Origin of the sequence: Noviherbaspirillum pedocola (genome assembly GCF_016632335.1) — a bacterium.
GTDB lineage: Bacteria > Pseudomonadota > Gammaproteobacteria > Burkholderiales > Burkholderiaceae_D > Noviherbaspirillum_A > Noviherbaspirillum_A pedocola.
In genome coordinates this window covers 61,193-84,467 of the sequence record NZ_JAEPBG010000021.1, presented here as the reverse complement: position 1 = coordinate 84,467, position 23,275 = coordinate 61,193, and the positions used below count along the sequence as shown (strand labels likewise).

General features: G+C 64.6%; 20 protein-coding genes. 4 read left to right on the top strand and 16 right to left on the bottom strand.

Annotated features, from left to right (window positions below; all coding sequences use genetic code 11):
- Positions 1-234: 234 nt before the first annotated feature.
- The 12 genes from JJB74_RS33780 to JJB74_RS27890 form a co-directional block, all read right to left on the bottom strand.
- Positions 235-360, bottom strand: coding sequence for a hypothetical protein (locus JJB74_RS33780; RefSeq protein ID WP_267913212.1), 126 nt, complete (start codon positions 358-360; stop codon positions 235-237).
- A 156-nt stretch (positions 361-516) separates the two neighbouring features.
- Positions 517-1,974 (bottom strand): efflux transporter outer membrane subunit, encoded by a 1,458-nt coding sequence (locus tag JJB74_RS27935; RefSeq protein ID WP_200597722.1) that lies wholly within the window; start codon positions 1,972-1,974, stop codon positions 517-519.
- Between the two features lie 38 nt (positions 1,975-2,012).
- Positions 2,013-5,222: an efflux RND transporter permease subunit gene (locus JJB74_RS27930; protein ID WP_200597721.1), complete on the bottom strand. Its 3,210-nt coding sequence runs from the start codon at positions 5,220-5,222 to the stop codon at positions 2,013-2,015.
- A 10-nt stretch (positions 5,223-5,232) separates the two neighbouring features.
- Positions 5,233-6,519 (bottom strand): efflux RND transporter periplasmic adaptor subunit, encoded by a 1,287-nt coding sequence (locus JJB74_RS27925; RefSeq protein WP_200597719.1) that lies wholly within the window; start codon positions 6,517-6,519, stop codon positions 5,233-5,235.
- A gap of 151 nt (positions 6,520-6,670) precedes the next feature.
- Positions 6,671-7,765: an AI-2E family transporter gene (locus tag JJB74_RS27920; RefSeq protein WP_200597717.1), complete on the bottom strand. Its 1,095-nt coding sequence runs from the start codon at positions 7,763-7,765 to the stop codon at positions 6,671-6,673.
- A gap of 208 nt (positions 7,766-7,973) precedes the next feature.
- On the bottom strand, positions 7,974-8,582 hold the full coding sequence (locus JJB74_RS27915; RefSeq protein ID WP_200597715.1) for a PqiC family protein: 609 nt from the start codon (positions 8,580-8,582) through the stop codon (positions 7,974-7,976).
- The gene (locus tag JJB74_RS27910; RefSeq protein ID WP_200597713.1) at positions 8,579-10,222 is read right to left on the bottom strand and encodes a PqiB family protein; all 1,644 of its coding nucleotides are present in this window, start codon (positions 10,220-10,222) and stop codon (positions 8,579-8,581) included. The genes JJB74_RS27915 and JJB74_RS27910 overlap by 4 nt, the downstream gene beginning before the upstream one ends.
- A complete protein-coding gene (locus tag JJB74_RS34025; protein ID WP_325170190.1) occupies positions 10,191-10,847 on the bottom strand; it encodes a paraquat-inducible protein A in 657 nt (218 codons plus the stop codon). The genes JJB74_RS27910 and JJB74_RS34025 overlap by 32 nt, the downstream gene beginning before the upstream one ends.
- Complete coding sequence (locus tag JJB74_RS34020) at positions 10,844-11,494, bottom strand: paraquat-inducible protein A (protein ID WP_325170189.1); 651 nt, start codon at positions 11,492-11,494, stop codon at positions 10,844-10,846. Before JJB74_RS34020 ends, JJB74_RS34025 begins: the two co-directional genes overlap by 4 nt.
- A gap of 28 nt (positions 11,495-11,522) precedes the next feature.
- Positions 11,523-11,909 (bottom strand): hypothetical protein, encoded by a 387-nt coding sequence (locus JJB74_RS27900; RefSeq protein WP_200597711.1) that lies wholly within the window; start codon positions 11,907-11,909, stop codon positions 11,523-11,525.
- A gap of 13 nt (positions 11,910-11,922) precedes the next feature.
- Positions 11,923-12,363 carry a glycine zipper family protein gene (locus tag JJB74_RS27895; RefSeq protein WP_200597709.1) on the bottom strand — a complete coding sequence of 147 codons (441 nt, stop codon included), beginning with the start codon at positions 12,361-12,363 and terminating at the stop codon, positions 11,923-11,925.
- Between the two features lie 38 nt (positions 12,364-12,401).
- Positions 12,402-13,175 (bottom strand): DUF3313 domain-containing protein, encoded by a 774-nt coding sequence (locus JJB74_RS27890; protein WP_200597707.1) that lies wholly within the window; start codon positions 13,173-13,175, stop codon positions 12,402-12,404.
- 556 nt (positions 13,176-13,731) lie between these two features.
- On the opposite strand from JJB74_RS27890, the gene JJB74_RS27885 reads away from it, so the two are divergent.
- Entirely contained in the window at positions 13,732-14,592 is an 861-nt protein-coding gene (locus JJB74_RS27885) for a sensor histidine kinase (RefSeq protein ID WP_200597705.1), read from the top strand.
- Between the two features lie 85 nt (positions 14,593-14,677).
- Positions 14,678-15,298 carry a response regulator transcription factor gene (locus tag JJB74_RS27880; protein WP_267913211.1) on the top strand — a complete coding sequence of 207 codons (621 nt, stop codon included), beginning with the start codon at positions 14,678-14,680 and terminating at the stop codon, positions 15,296-15,298.
- A gap of 14 nt (positions 15,299-15,312) precedes the next feature.
- On the opposite strand, the gene JJB74_RS27875 is transcribed toward JJB74_RS27880, so the two are convergent.
- Together JJB74_RS27875 and JJB74_RS27870 are read right to left on the bottom strand one after the other, a co-directional pair.
- The gene (locus JJB74_RS27875; protein ID WP_200597701.1) at positions 15,313-16,524 is read right to left on the bottom strand and encodes an MFS transporter; all 1,212 of its coding nucleotides are present in this window, start codon (positions 16,522-16,524) and stop codon (positions 15,313-15,315) included.
- A 114-nt stretch (positions 16,525-16,638) separates the two neighbouring features.
- Complete coding sequence (locus JJB74_RS27870; protein ID WP_200597699.1) at positions 16,639-18,222, bottom strand: carboxylesterase/lipase family protein; 1,584 nt, start codon at positions 18,220-18,222, stop codon at positions 16,639-16,641.
- Positions 18,223-18,521: 299 nt separating this feature from the next.
- Between JJB74_RS27870 and JJB74_RS27865 the strand changes: the two genes are divergently transcribed.
- Complete coding sequence (locus JJB74_RS27865; protein ID WP_200597697.1) at positions 18,522-18,857, top strand: helix-turn-helix domain-containing protein; 336 nt, start codon at positions 18,522-18,524, stop codon at positions 18,855-18,857.
- On the top strand, positions 18,841-19,134 hold the full coding sequence (locus JJB74_RS27860) for a hypothetical protein (protein WP_200597695.1): 294 nt from the start codon (positions 18,841-18,843) through the stop codon (positions 19,132-19,134). The genes JJB74_RS27865 and JJB74_RS27860 overlap by 17 nt, the downstream gene beginning before the upstream one ends.
- 206 nt (positions 19,135-19,340) lie before the next feature.
- On the opposite strand, the gene JJB74_RS27855 is transcribed toward JJB74_RS27860, so the two are convergent.
- Together JJB74_RS27855 and JJB74_RS27850 are read right to left on the bottom strand one after the other, a co-directional pair.
- On the bottom strand, positions 19,341-20,777 hold the full coding sequence (locus JJB74_RS27855; RefSeq protein WP_200597693.1) for an HlyD family type I secretion periplasmic adaptor subunit: 1,437 nt from the start codon (positions 20,775-20,777) through the stop codon (positions 19,341-19,343).
- Complete coding sequence (locus JJB74_RS27850) at positions 20,764-22,893, bottom strand: type I secretion system permease/ATPase (protein WP_200597691.1); 2,130 nt, start codon at positions 22,891-22,893, stop codon at positions 20,764-20,766. Before JJB74_RS27850 ends, JJB74_RS27855 begins: the two co-directional genes overlap by 14 nt.
- Between the last annotated feature and the right edge of the window lie 382 nt (positions 22,894-23,275).

Genomic DNA, 23,275 nt, shown 5'->3' with positions numbered 1-23,275 from the left:
CTTTGCCTTTGCCTTTGCCTTTGCCTTTGCCTTTGCCTTTGCCTTTGCCTTTGCCTTTGCCTTTGCCTTTGCCTTTGCCTTTGCCTTTGCCTTTGCCTTTGCCTTTGCCTTTGCCTTTGTCTTGGCCGTTGCCGTTGCCGTTGCCTTTAAACCCCCGTTGATTGCGCCGTGACGGCGATGCCCGGAGCGGGAAAAGGTGCGGCGTCTGTTTGAGCGAAGCGCAGCGTAGCGAGTTTAGCCGCCCCCCGCTCCGGGCATCGACGGCACGGCGCGATCAACGGGATTAAAAACAACGGCAAAGGCAACAGCAACAGCAAAGGCAAAGGCAAAGGCAAAGACAAAGGCGAATACGTAAGCCACCTACCTATCCCTGCTGCCCCTACGTGCCGCCGGATGCCCTGGACCGAAGCGTCACACACCTCAGCCATAGCATTGCGCCACTGCAGGTGAGCGCGATAACAGCCAATGCGGCAGAGCACGCAGAGGCCTGGAAAGCGACTGGCTTGCCAGCCCAAGCTACTTCTGCGACACCTGCTTCCCCGCCGCCGGCTTCGGCGCCATCGTATCGGCCTGCGCGACCCAGCCGCCGCCCATGGCCTTGTACAGATTCACCACCGAGGAAAACACCAGCGCGCCGGTCTGGGTATAGGACAGCTGTGCATTGAACAGGCTGCGCTCGGCATCCAGCACTTCGATATAGCTGGTGTAGCCATTCTCATAGCGCGCGCGCGCCAGCTTCACCTGCCGGTCCAGCGTCGCCACCTGCCGCCCGAGCGAATCGAGCTGCACCCGCGCCTTCTGATAGCCAATCAGGTTGTCATCCACTTCCTGAAAGGCGACCTGTATCGACTTGCGATACTGCTCCAGCGTTTGCTGCTGGATCGCCTCGGCCTGCTCGACCTGGCCGGCGATGCCGCCGGCGGTGAAGATCGGCATCGCCACCGAGGTGGCAACGGACCAGGCGCGCGCCGGACCGCTGAACAGATCCGACAGTTCGATGCTGGCCGAACCCAGCAGCCCGGTTAGTGAGATCGATGGGAAATACTGCGCGCGGGCCGCGCCGATCTGCGCATTGGCCGCAACCAGGTTCTGCTCGGCCTGACGCAGATCCGGGCGGCGCATCAGCAGATCGGAAGGCAGGCCCGCGGGCACCGCGGGTAGCCCCAGCTTGTCCAGCCCGCGGCCACGCGTAATCGGCCCCGGATCGCGGCCGAGCAGGATCGACAGCGCATCTTCCTGCTGGCCGATCTGCGCCTCGATCGCCGGCACCCGCGACACCGCGTCCTCGTACTCGGCCTGGCTTTGCGTGAGCTCGAGTTCGGAAACAGTGCCGCCCTCGAAGCGCCGCCTGAAGATGCGCAGCGACTCGGCGCGGCTGGCCACCGTGGTATTGGCGATCTCCAGTTGCCGGTCCAGGCTGCGCAAATTCACATAGGACAACGCGACCGAGGACACCAGCGACAGCACCGTGGCGCGCCTGCCTTCCTCGCTGGCGAGCAGATTCGCGCGCGCGGCTTCAGTCTGACGACGCAGCCGCCCGAACAGATCGAGCTCCCAGCTGACTGACAGCGAGCCCTCGAACAGGTTGTCGGTCGCGCCGCGCCCGTTTGGGATCGGCGTAAGACCCTGCTCCGATGCGCGCAAGCGTTCCGCATTCAGCAGCGCGGAGACCTGCGGGTACTGCGCCGAGCGCGTGGTGCGCAACACGCCGATGAACTGGTCCACGCGCGCAGCCGCGATCTTGAGATCGCGGTTTTCACGCAGCGCGGTGGCGATCAGCTCCGACAGCACGTCGTCGTCGAACTGATTCCACCAGGGCGTGTTGGCCAGATCCTGCGCCTGCTTGTCCTCGAAACGAAAGCTGGCGGGCGCCTGGAGCTCGGGCCGACGATAGTCCGGGCCGACGGCGCAGGCGGCAAGCAGGGCGGCGGGCATCAACAGCGCGTAACGAAGGCTTGCGGGAACATGTCTCATGGGCGCCTCGGCTTTCATGGGGCTCGGATGTCATCGGTTCAGCTTTCATCAACGGGGGCATGCGGCACCGGATGCGCCGGTCCGCCGGCTCCGGACACCGGCGCAGGCGGCGGCTGCGACTGCTTCCTGCGGCTCAGCCGGTCGGACAGGCCTTCGATGGCGTGATAGAACATCGGAATGAAGTACACCGCGATCACGGTCGCCGCGAGCATGCCGCCGATGACGCCGGTGCCGATCGAATGCCGGCTGTTGGCCGAGGCGCCGACGGCGATCGCCAGCGGCACGCAGCCGAGGATGAAGGCCAGCGAAGTCATCACGATAGGACGCAGCCGCTCCTTCGCCGCGCGCATCGCCGCGTCGTACACGCTCATGCCGGCCTGTCGGTTGATGACCGCGAATTCAAAGATCAGGATGGCATTCTTTGCCGCCAGCGCGACCAACATCGTCAGGCCGATCTGGAAATACACATCGTTGTTCAGGCCGCGCAGCATGATGGCCGCCAGCGCGCCGAACAGGGCAAAGGGCACAGCAAGCAGCACGCCGATGGGCAGCGACCATTTCTCGTATTGCGCCGCCAGGATCAGGAACACCATCACCAGGCCGAAGATGAATACCGAGGACGACGCGCTGCCGGATTTCTTTTCCTCGAAGGCTTCGCCGCTCCAGGCCAGCGCGAAGTCTTCGGGCAGGACTTCGGCGCCTATGCGTTCCAGCGCGGCGATGGCCTGGCCCGAGCTGTAGCCCGGCGCGGGACTCGCGGTGATTTTCACCGCCGGGAAGTTGTTGAAGCGCGTCATCAGGTCCGGGCCGGTGACATAGCGCGTCGTGACCACGGACTTCAGCGGCAGCATCGAGCCGTCGCGGCTCCGGACATAGATCTGCTCCAGGTCCTCGGGTTTGAGCCGGTAGCTCGGCTCGGCTTGCAGAATCACCTGCCACAGCCGGCTGAACTTGTTGAACTGCGACACATACAGCGAGCCGAACATGGTCTGCATGGCGCCATAGACTTCGGCGATCGGCACGCCCAGCGTCGTGGCCTTTTCCCGGTCCACATCCACCAGCAGCTGGCGCGAAGCGGCGTTGAAGGTCGAGGTCACGCCGGTCAGCTCGGGCGCGCCCTTGGCTTTGGCAACATATTGCCCGACGATGCCGGCCATCTGCTGCGGCGTCTTCTCACCGCGGCTCTGTATCCACATCTCCATGCCGCCGGTGGTGCCCAGGCCAGGAATGGAGGGCGGATTCACCGGAAGGACCAGCCCTTCCCTGACGCTGGACAGCGCGGCACGCGCGCGCATGAGCACAGCGGCCGCGTTCTCGTCCTTGCGCTTGTCCGAGGCATAGCGTTTCTCGAAATCCTTGAAGCCGACGAAGAAAGTGGAGGCATTGTTCTTGTTCTGCACATCGAGCAGGCTGTAGCCATCCACCACCGCAATGCCCGATACCGCTTCCTCCTTCATGAAATGTTCGGAAACCTTGGCGCCGACCGCGCCGGTACGGTCCAGGCTGGCAGCGTCGGGCATGAGCACCGCACCGAGCAGATAGCCCTGGTCTTCCGGCGGCAGGAAGGAGCGTGGCACGGTGCGCATCATCAGCACGATCGCTGCCACCATGATCGCGAACAGGCAAAGCGCGAAGCCGGTGCGCTTGATTACCATGGCAACCTGCCGGCTGTAGCCTTCGGTCATGCGCTCGAAGGCGTGCTCGAACCAGCGGAAGAAGCGGTTCTTTGGACCGTGCCGCGGCTTCAGCAGGATGGCCGCCAGTGCCGGCGACAGGGTCAGCGCGACCAGGCCCGAGATAACCACCGAAATCGCGATCGTGATCGCGAACTGCTTGTACATCTGGCCGGTGATGCCGGACAGGAAAGCGACCGGAACGAACACCGCGCACAGCACCAGCACGATCGCCACCACCGGACCGGCCACCTCGTCCATGGCCCGCTTGGCCGCTTCCTTCGGATCGAGATGATGTTCATGCATGTTGCGCTCGACGTTCTCGATGACCACGATCGCGTCATCGACCACGATGCCAATGGCCAGCACCATGCCGAACAGCGTGAGCATGTTGATCGAGAAGCCGAGCAGGGACATGCCGATGAAGGTGCCGACGATGGACACCGGCACCGCCAGCACCGGTATCAGCGTCGCGCGCAGGTTCTGCAGGAACAGGTAGACCACGATCACCACCAGCACCAGCGCCTCGAAGAAGGTTTTCACGACGTCGTCGATCGACGCCTTGGTGAACTTGGTGGTATCCATCACGACCGAGTATTCCAGGCCCTCCGGGAAGGACTTCTTCAATTGCGCAAGCGCGGCCGTGACCTGCTTCGACACGTCGAGCGCATTCGCGCCTGGCTGCTGGTACACCGCGATCATCGTTGCCGGCTTGCCCTGGAAGCTGCTACGGATCGAATAATCCTTTTGCCCGAGCTCGGCGCGGCCGATATCCTTCAGCCGCACCAGCGACGCGCCGCCGTTCTCGGCACGGATGATAATGTTTTCGAACTCGGCCGGATCGGTCAGCCGCCCGGTGGTGGTGACGGCAAAGGATTGCTCGACCGGCGTGCCGGTCGGCGACTGCCCCACCCGGCCCACCGCGTACTGCTCGTTCTGCGCCTGCACCGCTTTCTGCACTTCGCTCGCGGTGATGCCGAGCTGCGCCATGCGGTCCGGGCGCAGCCAGATGCGCATCGCATAATCCGGCGTGCCGAAGATGGCAGTCTGGTTGGCGCCCGGGATGCGCTTCAACTCATCGAGCACATACAGGTTGGCATAGTTGGCCACGTAGACGGGGTCGAAGCGATTGGCCGGCGAATACACCGCGATCACCATCATGAAGGCCGATGACTTCTTCTGCACCTGTATGCCCTGGGCCTGCACCGCGCTCGGCACCTGTGGCAATGCCAGATTCACCCGATTCTGCACGTCGACCTGGGCCAGCTCGGGGTCGGTGCCGATCTCGAAGAACACATTCAGCGTCATGTTGCCGGTCGAGGAACTCGAGGAGTTCATGTAGATCATGCGGTCCGCGCCGTTGACCTGCTGCTCGATCGGCGCGGCGACATTATTGGCGACGACCTCGGCATTCGCGCCGGGATAGGTCGCGGAGACAGTGATCTGCGGCGGCGTGATGTCCGGATACTGCGCAATCGGCAGGCCGAACATCGCGACTGCGCCGGCAAGCGTGATCACGATCGAGATCACCGAAGCAAAGATGGGGCGGTCTATGCAGAAGCGCGAGATATTCATTGCGCGCCTCCTATTGCGTGGCCTTGTTTGCGGCCGGGCGTCCGGCCTGCTCGGCGCCATTGCCCGACGCGCTCGCCACGCCGGTCGCGCTTGCCGGCGCGCCATTGGCGGCCACCGGCTTTTCAACGATCTTCACCGGCCTGTCGGCGGCAACCCGCACCGCGCCATCGACGACGATGCGCTCACCCGGATCGATCCCGCGCAGGATGAACCAGTCGTCGCCCTGCCATTCGCCGACTTCGACGCTGCGCTCATGCGCTTTGCCTTCCTTGTCGATCACCCAGACGTAATTGCTCTTGTTCCCCTGCAGCACCGCGCGCTGCGGCACAAGAATGGCGTCAGGCCGCAGCGCGCCGTTGACCCGCGCGCGTACGAACTGCCCGGGGCGAAGCTGGGCGCTAGGATTGGCGACCTCGGTGCGCACGAGGAAGGTCCCGGTTTCCTTGCTGAAGGTCGGGGAAATGAAATTGATGTGTCCGCGGTTCGGAAACACGCTGCCGTCGGCAAGGACTACCTGCACATCGAATTCGCCATTCTTCGGAAAGCGCAGCCGGCCGGCGTCGATGTCGGCACGCCATTTCAGCAGCTCGTTCTCCGAGACGCTGAAATTGATCCACATCGGATCGACTTGCGAGACATAGGTGAGAAAGCCGCTTTCGCCGGGCGTGACATAGCTGCCTTCTTCCTTGCGCGCATAGCCGGAAAGGCCGTCCACCGGAGAAAGGATGGTGGTGTAGGACAGGTTGAGCTGGGCGGTGCGCACTTCGCCTTCGGCGGCGAGCAGCGCGGCGCGCGCGGACCGCTCCGCGCCGATCGCGTCGTCCAGGTCCTTTTTGCTGACCGCGTTGTCGGCGGCCAGCGGACGTACGCGAGCGAGGTTCTGCTCGGCCACTACCAGCCTGGCGCGCTGCTGTTCCAGCACCCCTTTTGCCGACTGCAGCGAGGCTTCGAAGGGCTTCTTGTCCATGACGAACAGCACTTGACCGGCGCGCACGCGCTCGCCTTCGCGGTACACGCGCTTCTCCAGGAAGCCGGCCACGCGCGCGCGGATCTGCACTTCATGCGAGCTTTGCGTCTGAGCGACGAATTCGAAGGAGACGGGCGCGTCCTTCTTGACGACAGTAAACGCGGTGACTTCGGTTTCCGCCTGCGGCGCGGGGGGCTTTTTCTCGCCACAACCGGCGAGGACCAGGGCGAGGACGGCGGGAAACAGCCAGGACGGTGACCTATCGGCCTGCAAGAACGGGGCGGGTCGGACTGCGATGGCGCGCCTCTGCTGCAAGGGTAAAAGCCTCATGAAACCTCCTCCCAATGTCGGGTTCCGGCCGCGGGAGCCGCGATGCAGAAGAGCGCAGGCACCGGCACGATGTCGATCTAACTTAAGCTGGCGCCGGCGCACGTCCAATTGGACCTTGGTCACATCGACAATGGCCCCGTGGCGCGCATGCTCAGCCCGGCGCGACGTGCGGCGCGGCCTCGCGTTGGACCTGTGGCTGATTGACAAGCGAGATCGCGGTCCAGTCGCGGAAGACCGCATGGGCAGTCGCGAGCAGCGTCGGGCCGATGAACACGCCCAAAAGGCCGAAGGCCGCCGCGCCTCCGATCACGCCGATCATGACGAGCACAAAAGGCACATGGCTGCTCTTGCCGATCATGGCCGGCTTCAGGACATTGTCGATGGCGATGCCCACCGCCGCGCACCAGATCACCAGGAACACGGCCCAGCTGCCGTTACCGCTCTGGGCCAGCCAGATCGCGCCGGGCACCACCACCAGCAGCGGGCCGCCGGGAATGATGGCGAGGAAAAACGTGGCGAAGCCCAGCAATGCCACAGAAGGCAGGCCGGCGATCCAGTAGCCGAGCGCGCACAGCAGCGCCTGCATCAGCGAGGTGCCGAGCACGCCATACACCACGCCCTTGACGGTATTGCCAATCAGCGCGAGCAGCGCGTCGGCGCGGGCGCCGGCAACGCGCTGCATGGCCACACGGATCGCCGCGGCCGAGCGCTCGCCCGTCATGTAGAACACGCCGGCAAACAGCACTGACAGCGCCAGCAGGCCGAGTCCCTGGATGATGCCCAAGCCGATGCCGATGCTCGCGCGCAGCATCGGCCCGGCAAGCTCGCGCAGCCTGGCGATGACTTCGGGATTGCGATCGGCAATGCCTTTCCACAAGGCGTCGATGCGCGGCCCGATCAGCGGTGTCTGGCTCAGCCAGTCCGGCAGCGGCGGCAGATCGCGCGCCAGCCGTTCCTGCAGCGCCACGACCAGATCCGGCAGCCGCGCGGAAACCGCCGCGCCGATGTAGAACACCGCGGCGAGCAGCAGGCCCAGGATGAGCACGATCTCGAACAGCGTGGCCTGCATGCGCCTGCCGCGCAACAGCGTCACCAGCTTCTCGAACGGATGCCAGGTGCAGTAGGCAAGGATGGCGCCCCACAGCAGCGTGGTGACGAAAGGCGCAATGACGATGAGCGTGCCGCCGGCCAATATCGCCAGCGCGAGAACGCCTATCAGTTGATCCACCAAACGATCGAATCTCATGGCCTGAGCTCCTTTGCCGCAAACGGCGCCGTGCCGGGAAGAAGGTTCATTGTTGCCGCCGGTGGAACCAAGGGGTATCGGACTTTGGGGCAAGCGCTTCGAGGCTGCCAGGAAGCGTTTGCGTAGGTTGGGCTGCCAAGCCCAACATCAGGCTTTCGCGGACCGCGAGCATGTTGGGCTTGCCAGCCCAACCTACGCACCGCCAACCCTACCGCGCCACCTTCACCCCGGCGATCGCCTGCGCGATATCCCTGCTCACCGCTTGCAGCGCGCGCTGATGCGCCGCTACCAGCGCTTCGTCGTCGTTGCCGCTGACCGCTTCGCGCTGCACGGTGCGGCCCGTGATCTGCCTGCCATCCTTCTCCACGTTCACGACCCATAGCGCATCGATGCTCGCCGCCGATCCCGGCGCGGACTCAAACTGCCGCACATCGAGCTGTACCCGGTAATCCGGATGGGAAATCGCTGCCTGGGTATAGGGCGTCACGTTTGCGCCTGGCAGCAGCTGGGCGAGATCGGCGGCAATCACCCGTGGAATGCCGTCCTTCAGCGGCTCGGCCCAGCGCGACTGCTCGGCAAGCTGCACCCGGTTCGGCCAGGTGCTCAGCACCAGCTGCGGCCGGTCGACCAGGGCCGGCACCATCACCGGGCCGATCGAGACGCTGTACGCGGCATGCGCGGTCGCGGCCGGCTCCGCCGGGTTCGGCGCATCGAACGTATAGAAGCGCTGCGGCGGCGAACTGCCGCAGCCCGACAGCGCCACACTCAGCGCCACGCCCAGCACCAGCCCGGCGCAGATTGCGATGATTCTGTTCATTGCCCCTCCCCGCTCTTGCCGCGCAACAGCGCTTCCGGATGACGTTCGAGATAGTCGGCCAGCACCCTGAGCGACCCGGCGGCACGCTGCACTTCGCGCAAGGTCGCGCGCGCATCCTGCTGCAACGCATGGTTCGGCTCCATCATGCGGTCCACGGAGGCCAGAGCCTTCCTCGCGTCGCCCAGCGTCTCGCGCATTTCCGGCGCGACTTCCCTGTCCAGTCGCGCAAGCAGCGTATTCGCCGCGCCCAGGCTTTTGCGCAGATTGTTGCCAATTTCCTCGAGCGGCATCTTGTCGATCTTGTTCGCGATCGATGCCAGCAGCGCCTGGATCTCCTGCAGGTTGCCGCCCGCGGTTGGAAACTCGGGCGGGTTGGCCTGCCAGGCGATCGCGGCCTGCGGCGGACGCGGCACATAGTCCACCGAGATATAGAGCTGGCCGGTGAGCAAATTGCCCGCGCGCAGCTGAGCGCGCATGCCGCGCGCCACCATGGCATCGAGCAGCGCGCGCCTTTGTTCCGAGCTGCGCTCTTCCGATTCATTTGCAAGCTTGCGCAGGCGCTGTGGATACAGGCTGACCTCCACCGGTGTGAGCACGCGGCCGGAACCTTCCTGCACCGAGAGCCGGATTGCAGTCACTTCACCGATGTTGATGCCGCGGAAGTCCACCGGTGCCCCCGGCGTCAGGCCGCGCACTGACTGATCAAAGACCATCACGAACTTGAGCACGTCGGATTCCGGATTCTTCATCGCTTCATCGCGATCCGGGAACAGCACGAAGCTCGTTTCCTTCATCGCTGCCGGAAGTTCGCTCTCCGAAATCGGATTATCGAAAGCGATGCCACCTATGATCACCGACGCCAGCGACTGCGTATCCAGGCGCACGCCGTTGGCATCGACCTTCAGCTTGATGCCGCTGGCATTCCAGAAACGCGTGTTGGCCGTGACGAAGCCGTCGTAGGGCTTGTTGACGAAGACCTTGATGCGCAGGCCCTTGCCATCCCGATTGAGCTCGTAGCTGACGACCTGCCCGACCGGTATCTGCCGGTAGAACAGCGGCACGCCGGCATCGAAGGAGCCGATGTTCTCGGCATTGAGAATGAACTCGGTGCCCGGCGTGTCCAGGCGCACCGCCGGCGGCGTCTCGGCGCCGACGAAGCGGCTGGTGATTTCCTTCCCGCGGCCGACGTCCACGCCGATGTAGGCACCCGAGAGCAGCGTCGACAAGCCCGACACCGTGCCGCCCGAGATGCGTGGACGCACCACCCAGAAGCGCGTGTCCTTCACCAGGTGCGGCTTGAAATCCTTCATCAGTTCGGCCGTGGCGACGACGCCGGCCAAGTCCTTGGCCAGCGTCACCGATTCCACCACACCGATATCGACATCCTTGTACTTGAGCTTGGTCTTGCCTGCCTCCAGGCCTTCGGCGGTCTTGAAGCTGATCTCGATCGTCGGCCCTTTCTGCAGGATGGCCGATACCGCGAGCCACAGGCCGATGAGTGCGGCGACGATGGGAATCAGCCAGATGATCTGCAGCTTCCAGCGCGAGCGCGGCGCAACGGCCGCTTCAGGCAGTTCATCGCTTTCCGGCGCGCGCCGCTCTACGGTTTCACGCCCGTCCTGCTGTATTTCGTCCGCCATGGGCCTTCTCCATTGGGTCCCAGATCAGCCTCGGATCGAAGCTGGCCGCCGCCAGCATCGTGAGCACCACTACCGCGCCGAAAGCGATCGCCGCCGGCGCGGCCTTGATCGTCGCCAGCGCCTTCAGCTGCACCAGGGCCACCAGGATCGTGATCACATAGATATCCAGCATCGACCAGCGCCCCACCAGCTCGACGACGCGATACAGTTGCGCGCGCTGCTTCGGCTGCCAGCGGCTGCGCAGCTGCACCGAGATCAGCAGGAAAGCGAGCGCGAAGATCTTCGCCAGCGGCACCAGGATGCTGGCAATGAACACCACGACAGCAAGCTCCCACGACCCCGAAGTCCAGAGGTAGACGACGCCGGAGAGGATGGTGTCCTTCTGCGAGCCGAACAGCGAGCCGGTCTCCATCACCGGCAGCACGTTGGCCGGCACATACAGGATCACCGCGGCGATCAGATAAGCCCAGCTGCGCGCAACGCTCTCCGGCTTGCGCAGATGCACCGTCGCGCCGCAGCGCGGGCATGCCATGCCATGACCGTTCGGCGCCGGCCGGCAGAGTTGCGCGCATTCATGGCAGACCAGGAGGCCGGCGCTGGCTGCGCTATGAAAACGCAGCGTCATCGCCGCCGCTCCAGCCTGGCCCACAGCGCGCGCGCATCGAAGGTAGACCACGCGGCGGCGTGCAGCAGCATCATCGCGCCGAAGGACCAGAGCGCAACACCCGGCACCACCGAGGCCAGATGCAGCAGCTTCACCAAGGCCACCAATACGCCGAGCAGGAAGACTTCGACCATGCTCCACTCCCCGGCCCGATTCATCGTGCGAAACACCGTTGCCGCATGACGCGGAACGCGGCCGAAGTGCAGCGGCAGCAGCAGATAGGACAGCGCGAGCATCTGCACGAGCGGCGTGATGAAGGTGGTCAGCAATACCACGCCGGCCACCAGGCGCATATCCTGCCGCCACAGGCTGTGCACCGCGCCGAGCAGCGTGGTCTGCACCAGGTCGCCCTTGATCTTCAAGCCGACCAGCGGGAAAGCATTCGCCATCACGAACAGCACCACCGCGCCGGTGTTGTAGCCGAGCGCGCGCTCGAAGGCATCAGGATGGTCACGATAGAGTTCGGCGCCGCAGCGCACGCAGCGGGCCACGGCGCCGGGCGGCAATGGACGTTCGCGCTGCAGCAGGTCGCATTCGCGGCAGGCGATCGCCGCAAAGCGCAGTCCGGGCGCGGGGATGCCGTCTGCGCGCGCGCTAGTGGCTGACATGGCGCTCTTTCCTCGTCGCTCATTTGCGCTATTGCGGGACGCACACACCGAAAATCGCGATGGCGCCCAGCTCGTCGACCATGCTGCCGATCAGCTTGCCATCGTCCTGATTCAGCACCAGCGTCCAGCCATAGCCGAGCTCGGTGCCCTGCAGAGTGATGCGCTTTTCATCGCGCTCCATCACCTTGATGGGCGTGGTCCGCTTCTCGCCGGCGACCTGCTTTTTCTGGAAGTCGACACGCATGATGGTTGGCATGCCCATCTCTGCAGGCAGGCCGCTGGAAATATCCTGCGGACCGCCGACATCCACCACCAGCTGCGATGTGCACAGCAAGGCGTTGGCGTCGCCCAGGCCGGTGCCGGCCGCATAGGCGAAGACAGGCAGGCAGCACAGTGAACACAAAAGTCTGCGCATGATTGCCTCCATGTCACGAAACGCTGTAGCCACGGCCTGACATGCAGGCGCCGTAGGCGCGGTAATAGGCATCGAGCGAGCTCTGCGTCTGCGATTGCTGGCGCTGGCGCGCCTGCGAACCGCCGCGCATGGTGCCAACCACGGCGCCGACGCCAGCGCCCTTGCCGGCGTCGCCCGCAATTGCGCCGATCGCGGCGCCGCCGACTGCGCCCCGGGCCGCGCCCCGGGCGCGTTCGCCGCCGGGCGCAGGCGGCTGCTGCGCTGCGCTCGCGACTGCGGCCGGATCGACGCCGGTGGACTTCTTGGCCCAGCCAGTGCACTCGCCTTCATCGCGCATCTGCTTGTCCGCGCTCTGGCCCTTGGCCGGATACACTGCCGGCGCTCCGGCCGCAAAGGCGGCGGCTGCAAGCAGAAAACCGGTCATGCCCGTCATCACACGCACATCTCGTCGCATCGCTTTCTCCATCGGTTCGAGGGACAACAACGGCGCGACTATTGCGCCTGCCCGACGTTTTGGCCTGACACGCCGCGCACCGTGTCCAGGCGATTCTTGAAGCTTTGCGCCCAGTAATCCGCGATGGACTTCATGTCGCCCCAGGTGATGTCCTCGCCCTGCGGCAAGCGCGAATCGCCCTTGCGCGTCGCGGTCGCGGCGGCCACGATCTCGCCGGTTGGCATCATGACTTCGAATTCACCCGACATCTCGGCGACCTTCGGCGCATTGCCCGACGCCTTGCGGGCGGCATTGAACACCGCCTTGACCGGAATGAAGTCGGTCACGCCAAGCTTGGGCGAGGCCGGCTGCACGCCAGTGATCGCGGTCCTGACGACGAGCACATCCGGACCCGGAGCATCGACGACGGTGTAGTCGGGCTGCACGGCCGAGACGAAGGCATTCTGGAAGTCACTGGTCATGCGCAAGAGCGCGTCTTGCGGCAAGCCCTTGTATTCGGGATTCGGCGTCAGATAGACCTCGGTGGGCTGGAAGAGGATCTTGGTATAGCCACGCAAGTCGCGGGAGGTGTCGCGCCAGGCTTTAACGCCTTCAACTTGCTGCAAGGGCTGCAACCTGTCATACATATCCATGGGCAAAAAGCCTGAGCGCGCCGGATCGACCGCGACTTTCACCTGCGGCGGCGGCGCATCGAGATTGCTGCGGGAATCCGGGCCGCCGGTTTGCGCCATGGTTTGCGGCGGGGAGGGATTGGACTGGCATCCGGCTGCGAGCGCGGCAATGACCAACGCTGCACTGATTGCGTATTTCATTCTCATCTCCTTGTCGAAACAGCTGCCGTAACACGATCTCGCCCAAGTCCGATCAGTTGCGCAGGCAGAAGTAATCGGTGGCGGAAGAGGGCAATCCCGAAGTCGCTCACTTGTTGCTTCCGGCGAGCGGCAATGCGTGCGGCTTCTACCTGTCGCGTAGGCTAATGTTTCGAACAGCGGGCGACTATTAGCCCTTGGTCCAATCAGGCCTGCACAGACTTGCCCCATGGCCCAATAGAAGACCGGGCATGCATTCCGACAGAATCCCAAAGGCGTTTCGAGAACTCGCGCATCTCTGCCGAGTCCTTATCAGGGTTTAACTTTCGACAGGGACGCAAAGAATTCAATGCCGATTGCGGCTGGGTTCCGAGCCTGGGCTCATTTCATGCATCGACACATCAACGACGGTAGCCGGTGCGCCGGCAAAAATGCCGAGGTCCCGAAACGGGGCTTATCACTTGTCTCGGCGGCGCTGCTGATCGCTCCGATACTGCTCCCCGTTCTCATTTCCAGTGGCGCTCGTCTGTGCACACGGCATGCCGGCGCATACCTGCGTATGCGCGGTCAGCAGGATGCGGACCTCCAGCAAACGCTGCAGGAAGCGAATCGCACCGTGGATGAGCTCAGGGAGCGTGCTACGAAGCTGGAACATGAACTGCAGAAGCAACGGATGCAGGTTTCCTTTCTTGCGCGATCCTCGATGCTCGGCGAATTGTCCGGCGCCTTTGCGCATGAATTGACCCAGCCCCTCACTGCGATTTCCTACAACGTGAAGGCGGCACAGCGCGGCTTCGTCAATGAAGCCACATGCCCGGAAGAACTGCGTCGCATCCTGGAAAGCATCACCGCCGACGCGAGCCGGGCGATTGCGACCATCCAGCGGCTGCGATCGCTGTTCATGAAACACACACCGAGGCACGACCCGGTGGATCTGAATGAGTTGCTCAGTGAAAGCGAGAACCTGGTCAGAACGCATCTCGGCGCGCACGGCGTGAAGCTGACACGCCGTCTACACAAGGGAATGTTGCGCGTCAGGGGAGATTCGGTGCAACTGCTGCAAGTCCTGGTCAACCTGATCCTTAATGCCTGCGATTCGATGAAAGGCACGCCGCCGGAGCTGCGCATGCTCACGCTGGAAAGCCGTTCCCTGGGCCCACGCAGCGCATCGATCTCGATCACGGACAATGGGACCGGCATTGCAGCCGATGCCGTCGGCCATCTCTTTGACCCTTACTTCACCACGAAACCGAATGGGACCGGATTCGGACTGTCCATCTCGCGTGCAATCATCAGCAGCCATGGCGGGCACATCGAAGCTTTCAATAATCCCGGTCGAGGCGCGACCTTCCGCATTGTGTTCCCAGCGGAAGCCCATACGGCTATGGATAGTCCCGGGAAAAGCCTGGAAAGCCTGTAGGTATCGGCATTCTTTTAACTAGATCAAGGAAGATTTGACAGGAGAGGTAACCATAGCGCCACCGATCATTCCGACATGAAGAGCCATGAATACTCGGCATTTCTGTATAGGCATAGTTGACGACGACGACAGCGTGCGCATGAGTATTTCGCGCTTACTGCGTGCGGCAGGCTGGCATGTCGAAGCATTTGCATCGATGAATGAAGTCATACATGACGAGCGTGCCGAAAGAATCGACTGCCTGGTGACGGACATGCGCATGCCGGATGGCGACGGCCTGGAATTGCAGGAATGGATGCTGCAGGATAAACCGCACGTACCGGTCATCTTTCTTAGCGCCTATGCCGATGTCGCGACCAGCGTGCAGGCGATGAAGCGCGGCGCGGCGGACTTTCTGCTCAAGCCAGTCGATGATGGCGCTTTGCTCGATTCCATCCGCCAAGCGATCTGTCGTCAGGCAATCGATGTGATGAAAGAGCGCGAGCACGAGCAGATCAAGGCGCGCCACGCGAGCCTGACGATGCGTGAACAGGAAGTCATGCAGCACGTCATCGAAGGCAGGCTCAACAAACAGATCGCAGCTGACCTCGGGATCTCGTTAAAGACCGTGAAGGTGCACCGTGCCCGCGCACTGGAAAAAATGGGTGTGCATTCGGTAGCCAAGCTGGTGCATGCCTGCATGAAGGCAGGGATCACCGAAACGTAAATACGCGGGATGCATCAACCGGCTGGCACGCACTGCGCTCGCTTGCCCAAGGTCCTCAGCCGCAAGCACAGCAGCACTCCACTGGCCAGGATCACGCAGCTCGTTGCAAAGGCGGTGCGAAAGCCTCCGGCTTCTTCGATCATCACGCCGGCCAGCGCTGGCCCGAGAAATTGCCCGGCCGCGTAGAACAGCGTGACGAAGCTCACTGCCAGCGGCGCCTGCTGCGGCTCGACCCTTTCGCTGGAAGCCGCCAGCACCGAGGTGAACATCCCGGACGAAGTCAGGCCGACGATGAGGTAATGCATGAAGAAGGCACTCTGCGTTTGCCAAAGCACCGGCACCAGCGTGCCGCACAGGTTCAATGACACCGCCGCCGTCAGCGATGCGGCGCGGCCGGCCCGGTCCGATACCCAGCCCCAACCCGGCCCGGAGAACACCGACAGCAGACCCATCATTGCCGCAAGCCGACCGGCGGTTGTCGGCGGCACGCCCGAGGCGAGCGCAAAGCTGACCATGAATACCGATTGCGCGATATAGGTCAGGCCGACCACGCCATACAGCATGCCGACCGTGACCACATGCGGATTGCGATGCACTGGCGCGGCTTGCGTGCGCGCCGCCGTCGCCGCGGCTGCGGGACGCGGCGGATTGCGCAGAAAAGCGTAGCTCGACACCATCGCCATGAGCGATACCAGCCCGAATGCGCCCCAGGTCAGGCGCCAGCCGGAAACCGGATGCGCGGTATTCAGCCAGGGCACCAGCGCGCCGGCGAGCAGCATGCCCACGCCTATGCCGCTATTGACCACGCCAATCACGGCGCCGCGCCGCTTCGGGAACCAGGTAGCGAGCAGCGAGATGACCGGCGTGAACGAGAATGCCGTGCCCAGGCCCAGCAGCAGCATGCATGCCGCAAGCCAGGCATAGCTGCCGCCGGCGGCAAGACCGGCGAAACCGGCTGTCGTCAGCAGCATGCCGAGCAGGATGGCGAAGCGGCCGCCGCGGCGCGCGGCCAGCATGCCGGCCGCCATCACGAAACACAGATAGCCGAGCGCGCTGGCGGTGCCGAGATTGCCGGCCTGCTGATAGGTCAATCCGAGGCTTTGCCGCATGAACGGCAGGATCAGGCCATACGCGAGCCGGGCGAAGGCCACGGCGACCAGGGTGACCAGCATGCCGCTGGCAATCATCAGCGCTGGCGGCGGTTGGCGTAGCGGTTTCATCATCATGTCTTCTCAAAACAAAGGTCCGGCGGCTTGCCCCTGCCGGGCAGACCGCGGGACGGCATCACGAGTGCCGGCGTCCGATCCGAGGCGGCGCGGCACGGATGCGGCTTGCAGCGCTCAGACTCCCGGCGTCCACAGGCTGGTGCACTTGTGCTGGGCCGAGAACGCGGTGTTGACCGCGATGGCGCCAGGCGCGAGCGTCAGATAAGAGTCGTTCGCGGAAGTGTAAGCCGGCCAGGTGCTGCTGCCCGAAGCGTTCGGATTGCCGGTCTTGGCAAACTGCGCCCAGAACCCGACCATGCGGTTGGACAGATCGGTCTGCGCGGCAGTAAACGGCGCGCCGGCATAGATCGTCTGCTGCTTCGGGAACACGTACTGGATCTCGGCCGCATGGTAGGCGCCATAGCCTTCCGGACGGGCGGGAATCGCGAACACCATCGGCGCATTCGCATCGGCGAATTCATAGGTATAGACGGTGGCGCCGTTGGACGTGAGCTTCTTGGCGATCGAGCGGCCGTTGCAGGCGAAGACATAGTCGGTCAGCGCACTGTCATAAGCCCATGCCGGGCTCGGCGCGCCCTCGATCGGATACGCAGCCTGCACCGCGGTGCTCGCCGTGCCGAAGGTCGCCGTGAACTGCGCCGGCGCCTCGCTGGCGGTGAGCGCATGGCCGCGCGCCACATCCAGCGTCGCTGCCGACAGCAGGCTGTATTCATGCTGGTTGGTGCCTTCGATGACGGACACCTTGTTGAACTTGCCCGTGGTGAAGGCGTCGGATAGCGACAAGGGCAGGACCTTGCCATCGACGACCGGCAGCGTGGTGCCGCCGAACTGGATCGCGCTGGAATTGGCGACGATGGTGGCCACCGGCAGATTGCGCAGGCAGGCGGCGCTGCCGTCGGTGCAGCCGGCCTTGGTGGCAAAGCTCTGACCCAGCGCCTCGCCGGCTGCCAGCGTCGGCGTGGCGATGTTGTACGAGCCGCTCTCGACGATCGCCTTCTGGAACAGGCCGGCGGCCAGTGGCGAGGCGATCTGCGAGTGCGTCGACAGGCCGCCGGCGGATTCGCCGAAGATCGTCATGTTGGCGGCGTCGCCGCCGAATGCCGCGATATTGTCCTTGACCCACTTGATGGCCGCCTGCTGGTCCATCAGGCCATAGTTGCCCGAGCTGCCGCCGCCTTCGGCGGTGAGCGCCGGATGCGCGAGAAAGCCGAGCGGGCCAAGCCGGTAGTTCAGCGTAACCACCGCCACGCCCTGCTTGACGAGCTCGGTGGGATCGTAATCATCGCTTTCACCGGTCAGCAGCGCGCCGCCATGGATCCACACCATGACCGGGAAATTGCCGCCCGAAGTCGGCGTGTAGACGTTCAGATACAGGCAGTCCTCGGAAGTGCTGGCCTGGCCGAAAGAACCGCCCGGCTGTGCACAGTGCGGTGCGAACTTGCTGGCGTCACGCTCGCCGAAATTCGCCGCCGGCTGTGGCGCCTTCCAGCGCAGATCGCCGACCGGCGGCGCGGCGTAGGGAATGCCCAGCCATTTGCGCATCACATCGCCGCTCGTGCCCACGAGCGTGCCTTTGCTGCTGAGGCTGATGCGGTTCGGATCGCCCGAATCCGAGCCGCCGCACCCGGCCAGAAGGCTGGTGGCGACGGCCGCCGCCACGATGCTCAGCGCTGAAGCGCGCATTGCTGACTTCTTCATTACTCGTCTCCTCTCAGGGTGGTGAAAGTCGGATGGTTTCGCCGCCCGCTGTTCCGCTAGGCGAAACACTGTTCTATTTATGAAAGATGATGATAACGGAAGACTGGCTGACTTGGCACCGTGATGAAGGATTGCAACGGCGATGAGCGTGAAACGATCAAGCTTTATCCAAAAACCTCCTGAACAGGCCTGCGTTGAGCAACAGGCGCTCGAACGCATTTCGCTCCGCAAAAGGGGCGTGACATGGTCATAGATAGAGCTTTATATTTCCTAATGCCTCATCTATGAATCTCTAGCACATGCCGAAAAAGCTTTCCGCTGCCGAAAGCTGGCCCAGCCTGGTACAGGAGCGCCTTGCGATATGGGGCAAGGCCATCCACGCCCAGCGCCTGCGCCAACGCATCACGGGCGCCGATCTGTGCGCGCGCCTTGGCATTTCCCGCGCCACCTTGCGTCGGCTCGAAGGGGGTGATCCGGGTGCTGGCGCCGGTGCGTACCTGACGGCTCTGCTGGTGCTCGGCCTGGCCGACCACGCCACGCCGACATTACCGGCGGATCTGTGGCAAGGCGAACACCGACAGCGCGTGCGTCTGAGCCAACAGGAAAAAGGAAGCGGCGATGACGATTACTTCTAAGCCGCTGTATGTGTATCTGCAGCGGCCGGACAACGGCGAGTGGACCATCGTTGGCCGCTACAAGCCTGGCGCGTCGAGCGAAGGCGTTTTCCAGTACGCCCCGTCCTATGTCGATCAAGGTCATGCCTGGACCATCGACCCGGTGAATCTGCCCTTCATGCCTGGTCGGCAATTCGCGGCGGCGCTGCAGTATCTGCAGAAGGCTGGCAACTTCGAAGGCTGGGGCGCGCTGGCCGTCGGCTCCGGCGCCGGTTTGCCGGGCTGCTTGAGCACATGAATGCGGGCTTCGAAACCGCCGCGCCATCGCTGACGCCGGAATGGCGGCTTCTGATGCGGGAGAGGTTCAAGCACAACGCGGCGCTTCTGCGCGGCGTGCCTACCTGAGGTAAGGAGCCCCTCCCTGCACTGCAAGAACCCGAGCCGGCCCGGCGCGCTGCCACGCAGCGTCCGCAAAGCCGTAATGGAGATCCGGCCGCAACGAACTCAGCGCTCGCGCAACATCGTCTCCTTCACCTTGATGAGCGGCTTCAACAGATAGTGCAGCACGGTCTTGCGCCCGGTGACGATGTCCACCGTGGCGACCATGCCGGGCAGGATCGTCAGCGGCTTGCCGCCGCCGGTGGGCGTGGTGCCGCGAGTGCGCACCCGCACCAGGTAATACGGTCCCGGCGTCTCACCGGGACGCTCGGGCAACAGGCTGTCGGCACTGACATGCTCGAGCGTGGCATGCAGGCCGCCATAGATGGAAAAGTCATACGCGGACAGGCGCACGATCGCCGGCTGCCCGGCGCGCAGGAAGGCGATGTCGGCCGGCTTCACCCGCGCCTCGATCAGTAACGATTCATCGCGCGGCACGATTTCGAGCATCTCCATTCCGGGTTGGATGACGCCGCCCACCGTATGCACCTTGAGCTGCTTGACGATGCCGGCCACCGGCGAGCGCACTTCGGTGCGGCGCAGCCGGTCGCGCAACTCGGCGCCCGCAGCAGCCAGCGCGTTTCGTTCGGCGCGCGCCTCGCTCAATTCGCGGCCGGCATCGGCACGAAAGCGCGCCTCGAGTTCCCGGGCGCGTTCGCGCGCGCCTGTCCATGCCGATTCCAGCCGCGGCAGCGCCAGGCGCGCCGCGTCGAGTTCGCCATCAAGATCGTTGAGCTGACGCGTCAGCCGCAGCTGCTGCAGTTCGGCCACATAGCCCTGCGCCACCAGCGGCCGGATCATCGTCAGCTCGCGCGCCAGCAGCGTCCGGCTGCCCTGCAGCTGGCGCGCGCGGCTGCGCTTCTCGGCCAGTTCCTGCTCGCGCTGCGCGGCTTCCTGGCGCAGCACCGCGATGCTCGCGCGCAGCGCCTGCCGACGCGCGACATACAAGGCCCGTTCCTGCTGCGCCAATCGGGCTTCCTCGGGCCCGCCATGCATTGCTGCGAACGGCGCATCCCCGGCCTCGGCTTCGAGCCGCGCAATGCGCGCGGATAAGGCGCGCAGCTTCGCTTCGTTTTCGCCGAGCGATGAAGCGAAGCGCACCGGGTCCAGGCGCAGCAGCGGCTGATCGCGCTCGACCGCGTCGCCTTCGGCCACCAGGATCTCGGCGACGATGCCGCCTTCCAGGTTCTGCACCTGGCGCACCTGCCCCGATGGAATCACCCGGCCTTCGCCGACCACGACTTCATCCACCTGCGCCAAGGCTGCCCACAGAATCGCGCCAGCCCAGAAGGCCAGCATCAGGCGCAGCAGCCAGCGACCGTGCGCCTTTGCCTGCACCGGCCGATGCAAACGATGCCGCCACGCGCGCGCATGGACCGTGTCCTCGGCAATCCAGGCATCGGGATCGCGTGCCGCATGCGCGCCAAGCGCATGGCCCGATGCGCGGCGTTGCAGGCTTGCCGAGGTTTCCGCGGCCGATTCCGGCAGATCAGGAGACGACATGGCTCTTCCCCGCGGCCAGCGCCGCCAACACCCGGTCACGCGGACCATCGGCAACCAGGCGACCGCCATCCAGCACCAGCACCCGGTCCACCAGGGCCAGCAGCGAAGTGCGGTGCGACACCAGAATCAGCGTGCGCTTGCCCAGCCGGGCCGCGAGCCGCTCGCGAAAGCGCGCTTCGGAAATCGCATCCATGGCGCTGCTGGGCTCGTCCATCAGGAGGATAGGCGGCGTGAACAATTCGGCGCGCGCAATCGCAATCGCCTGTCGCTGGCCGCCGGAGAGTTGCGCACCGCGCTCGCCGACCTCGCGCGCATAGCCGTCGCTCCAGCGATCGACGAAGTCGGTCACGCCGCCCAGCTCGGCCGCGCGTAGCACCGCGGCATCATCGGCTTCGGGCGCGCCCAGCGCGATGTTGTCGCGGATGCTGCCGGCAAACAGCAGCACATCTTGCGGCACATGGCCGATCGCGCGGCGCAGCGCGGCCGGGTCGATCTGACGGGCATTGATGCCATCGATGGCCACCGTGCCGCGCTGTGGCGCATAGAAGGCCACGATCAGCTTTTCCAGCGTGGTCTTGCCCGAGTCGACGCAGCCGATCACGCCGACGCGCTCGCCGGCGGCGATCCGAAAGGACACGCCGGCCAGCGCTTCGCCATGCTGGCCCGGATAGGAAAAGTGCACATCGCGAAATTCGATTTCGCCGCGCAGCTGCGAGCGTTCGAGCCCGGCCGGCGCGCCGGAACGTTCAACCGGCATCTCGAGCAGACGCCGCACCGTGGCCAACGCAGCGCGCGCCTGGTGATAACGCGTGAGCAGGCTCGCCACCTGCGACCACGGCGCCAGCGCGCGCCCTGCGAGGATGCTGCAGGCGATGACGCCACCGATGGTCTGCTTCTCGTCCAGCACCTGGGTCACGCCGGCAATCACCACCAGCAGATAAGCCAGCTGCTGCATGCATTGCGACACCTGCTGCACACCGCCCGCCAGCGCGCGGGCGTGGCAGGCCCAGTCGCCGGCTTCGGCCACCAGCCTTTCCCAGCGTCGCTGCAACCTGCCTTCGGCATTGGCCGCGCGTATGGTTTCCAGGCCGCCCAGGGTGTCGAGCAGCAGCGCCTGGCGGCGCGCGGCCACGCGGGCCGCATCGGCAAGCGAAGCCGCCATCGGCGCCTGCAAGGCGAAGCCGGCGATGACGATCACCACGATCGCTGTCACCGCGAGCCAGCCAAGGCCGCCACCGATCCAGAACATCGCCGCGAGATAGACCACCACGAAAGGCAAGTCGACCAGCGCGCTGATGGTGGCCGCGGTCAGAAACTCGCGCACGCATTCGAACTCCTGCAGCCGGCTGCCGAAGGCGCCGGCCGAAGCCGGGCGCGCGGCCAGCGACAGCGTCAGGAGCCGCTCGAAGATGCGACAGGAAACCTGCATGTCGAGTTGCCTTCCAGCGGCTTCGATGGCGCGACCGCGCAAGGCACGCATGGCCACGTCGAACAGCAACACCATTGCCATGCCGGCCGACAAGGCCCACAGCGTCGATCCGGCCGCGTTGGGCACGACCCGGTCGTAGACATTCATCGTAAATAGCGGCATGCACACCGCGAACAGATTCACCATCAGCGATGCGGCCAGCACTTCCGCATACAGCGGCCACAGCGGGGTCAGGATGCGCAGCAGCCAGCGATCCGGCCGCACCGCTGCAGCGCCTTCCCGCGGCGTGGCCAGGATCAGCTCGCCGGCATAGCGTAGCCGCAGGCTGGCAAGCTCGACCGTGCCGGCCGGCGCCAGCAACTGCGCGCTGTCATCCTGGATGCCGCCAAGTACGCAGGCCGTGCCATCGCGCAGCAGAAGCAGCGCCGGTAGCTGTTCCGACGTGAGCGCTTCGAAGTCCTGCTCGACCAGGCAGGAAACGAGGCCGGCGCGCTGCGCGGCGCGCACCAGCAATTGCGGCGTGAAGCGGCCGCCATCGCGCGGCAGACCGGCGCACAGGCTATCGCGCGTGGCGGGGAGTTCATGAAAACGTACAAGCGCAAGCAGGCAATCGAGCAGGGCATCATCCGTCTCCTCATTTGCCGCCGGCGCGGCATGCGGCAGTTCCAGGGCATCGACAGTCGGCATGGCAAGTCTTCCTCATTGCAGGGTAGCCAAAGCTAATGCGGCTCCGGACGAGTCTCTTGATGCTCGACAAGGGTCGGCATGAAGCGCGCGCATGGTCCGCATGGCGCCGCATGACTTCAATCGATGTAGGAACAAGAGTTTTGAGATCGCACGCAAGAAGCGTTCGCTTGCTGTTTTACGGGCCTTGTGCACCGGCACCATGCCGCCTTGCAAGCCGTCGTGGACTGACAACGAAAGCTCTGTGCTATCTCAAGCCGTCTTCAATTTGCCAGGCTGCGGTCACGCATGCTGCGGCCGTCATGTTGCAATGCCTGCGACGTATCAGACAACGCGCTGGCAGCCGACTCCTGCAAGACAGGCAGGCGAAAGCGCTGGCCCATCC

What these genes read in the sequence shown, in the direction of transcription:
- JJB74_RS27920 (WP_200597717.1), bottom strand. Translation starts at nt 7,765, where the DNA reads ATGAGATTCGATCGTTTGGTGGATCAACTGATAGGCGTTCTCGCGCTG.
- JJB74_RS27915 (WP_200597715.1), bottom strand. Translation starts at nt 8,582, where the DNA reads ATGAACAGAATCATCGCAATCTGCGCCGGGCTGGTGCTGGGCGTGGCG.
- JJB74_RS27930 (WP_200597721.1), bottom strand. Translation starts at nt 5,222, where the DNA reads ATGAATATCTCGCGCTTCTGCATAGACCGCCCCATCTTTGCTTCGGTG.
- JJB74_RS27865 (WP_200597697.1), top strand. Translation starts at nt 18,522, where the DNA reads ATGCCGAAAAAGCTTTCCGCTGCCGAAAGCTGGCCCAGCCTGGTACAG.
- JJB74_RS27880 (WP_267913211.1), top strand. Translation starts at nt 14,678, where the DNA reads ATGAATACTCGGCATTTCTGTATAGGCATAGTTGACGACGACGACAGC.
- JJB74_RS27910 (WP_200597713.1), bottom strand. Translation starts at nt 10,222, where the DNA reads ATGGCGGACGAAATACAGCAGGACGGGCGTGAAACCGTAGAGCGGCGC.
- JJB74_RS27900 (WP_200597711.1), bottom strand. Translation starts at nt 11,909, where the DNA reads ATGCGCAGACTTTTGTGTTCACTGTGCTGCCTGCCTGTCTTCGCCTAT.
- JJB74_RS27925 (WP_200597719.1), bottom strand. Translation starts at nt 6,519, where the DNA reads ATGAGGCTTTTACCCTTGCAGCAGAGGCGCGCCATCGCAGTCCGACCC.
- JJB74_RS27885 (WP_200597705.1), top strand. Translation starts at nt 13,732, where the DNA reads ATGCGCGGTCAGCAGGATGCGGACCTCCAGCAAACGCTGCAGGAAGCG.
- JJB74_RS34020 (WP_325170189.1), bottom strand. Translation starts at nt 11,494, where the DNA reads ATGTCAGCCACTAGCGCGCGCGCAGACGGCATCCCCGCGCCCGGACTG.
- JJB74_RS27895 (WP_200597709.1), bottom strand. Translation starts at nt 12,363, where the DNA reads ATGCGACGAGATGTGCGTGTGATGACGGGCATGACCGGTTTTCTGCTT.
- JJB74_RS27935 (WP_200597722.1), bottom strand. Translation starts at nt 1,974, where the DNA reads ATGAGACATGTTCCCGCAAGCCTTCGTTACGCGCTGTTGATGCCCGCC.
- JJB74_RS27870 (WP_200597699.1), bottom strand. Translation starts at nt 18,222, where the DNA reads ATGAAGAAGTCAGCAATGCGCGCTTCAGCGCTGAGCATCGTGGCGGCG.
- JJB74_RS27855 (WP_200597693.1), bottom strand. Translation starts at nt 20,777, where the DNA reads ATGTCGTCTCCTGATCTGCCGGAATCGGCCGCGGAAACCTCGGCAAGC.
- JJB74_RS27890 (WP_200597707.1), bottom strand. Translation starts at nt 13,175, where the DNA reads ATGAAATACGCAATCAGTGCAGCGTTGGTCATTGCCGCGCTCGCAGCC.
- JJB74_RS27860 (WP_200597695.1), top strand. Translation starts at nt 18,841, where the DNA reads ATGACGATTACTTCTAAGCCGCTGTATGTGTATCTGCAGCGGCCGGAC.
- JJB74_RS27875 (WP_200597701.1), bottom strand. Translation starts at nt 16,524, where the DNA reads ATGATGATGAAACCGCTACGCCAACCGCCGCCAGCGCTGATGATTGCC.
- JJB74_RS27850 (WP_200597691.1), bottom strand. Translation starts at nt 22,893, where the DNA reads ATGCCGACTGTCGATGCCCTGGAACTGCCGCATGCCGCGCCGGCGGCA.
- JJB74_RS34025 (WP_325170190.1), bottom strand. Translation starts at nt 10,847, where the DNA reads ATGACGCTGCGTTTTCATAGCGCAGCCAGCGCCGGCCTCCTGGTCTGC.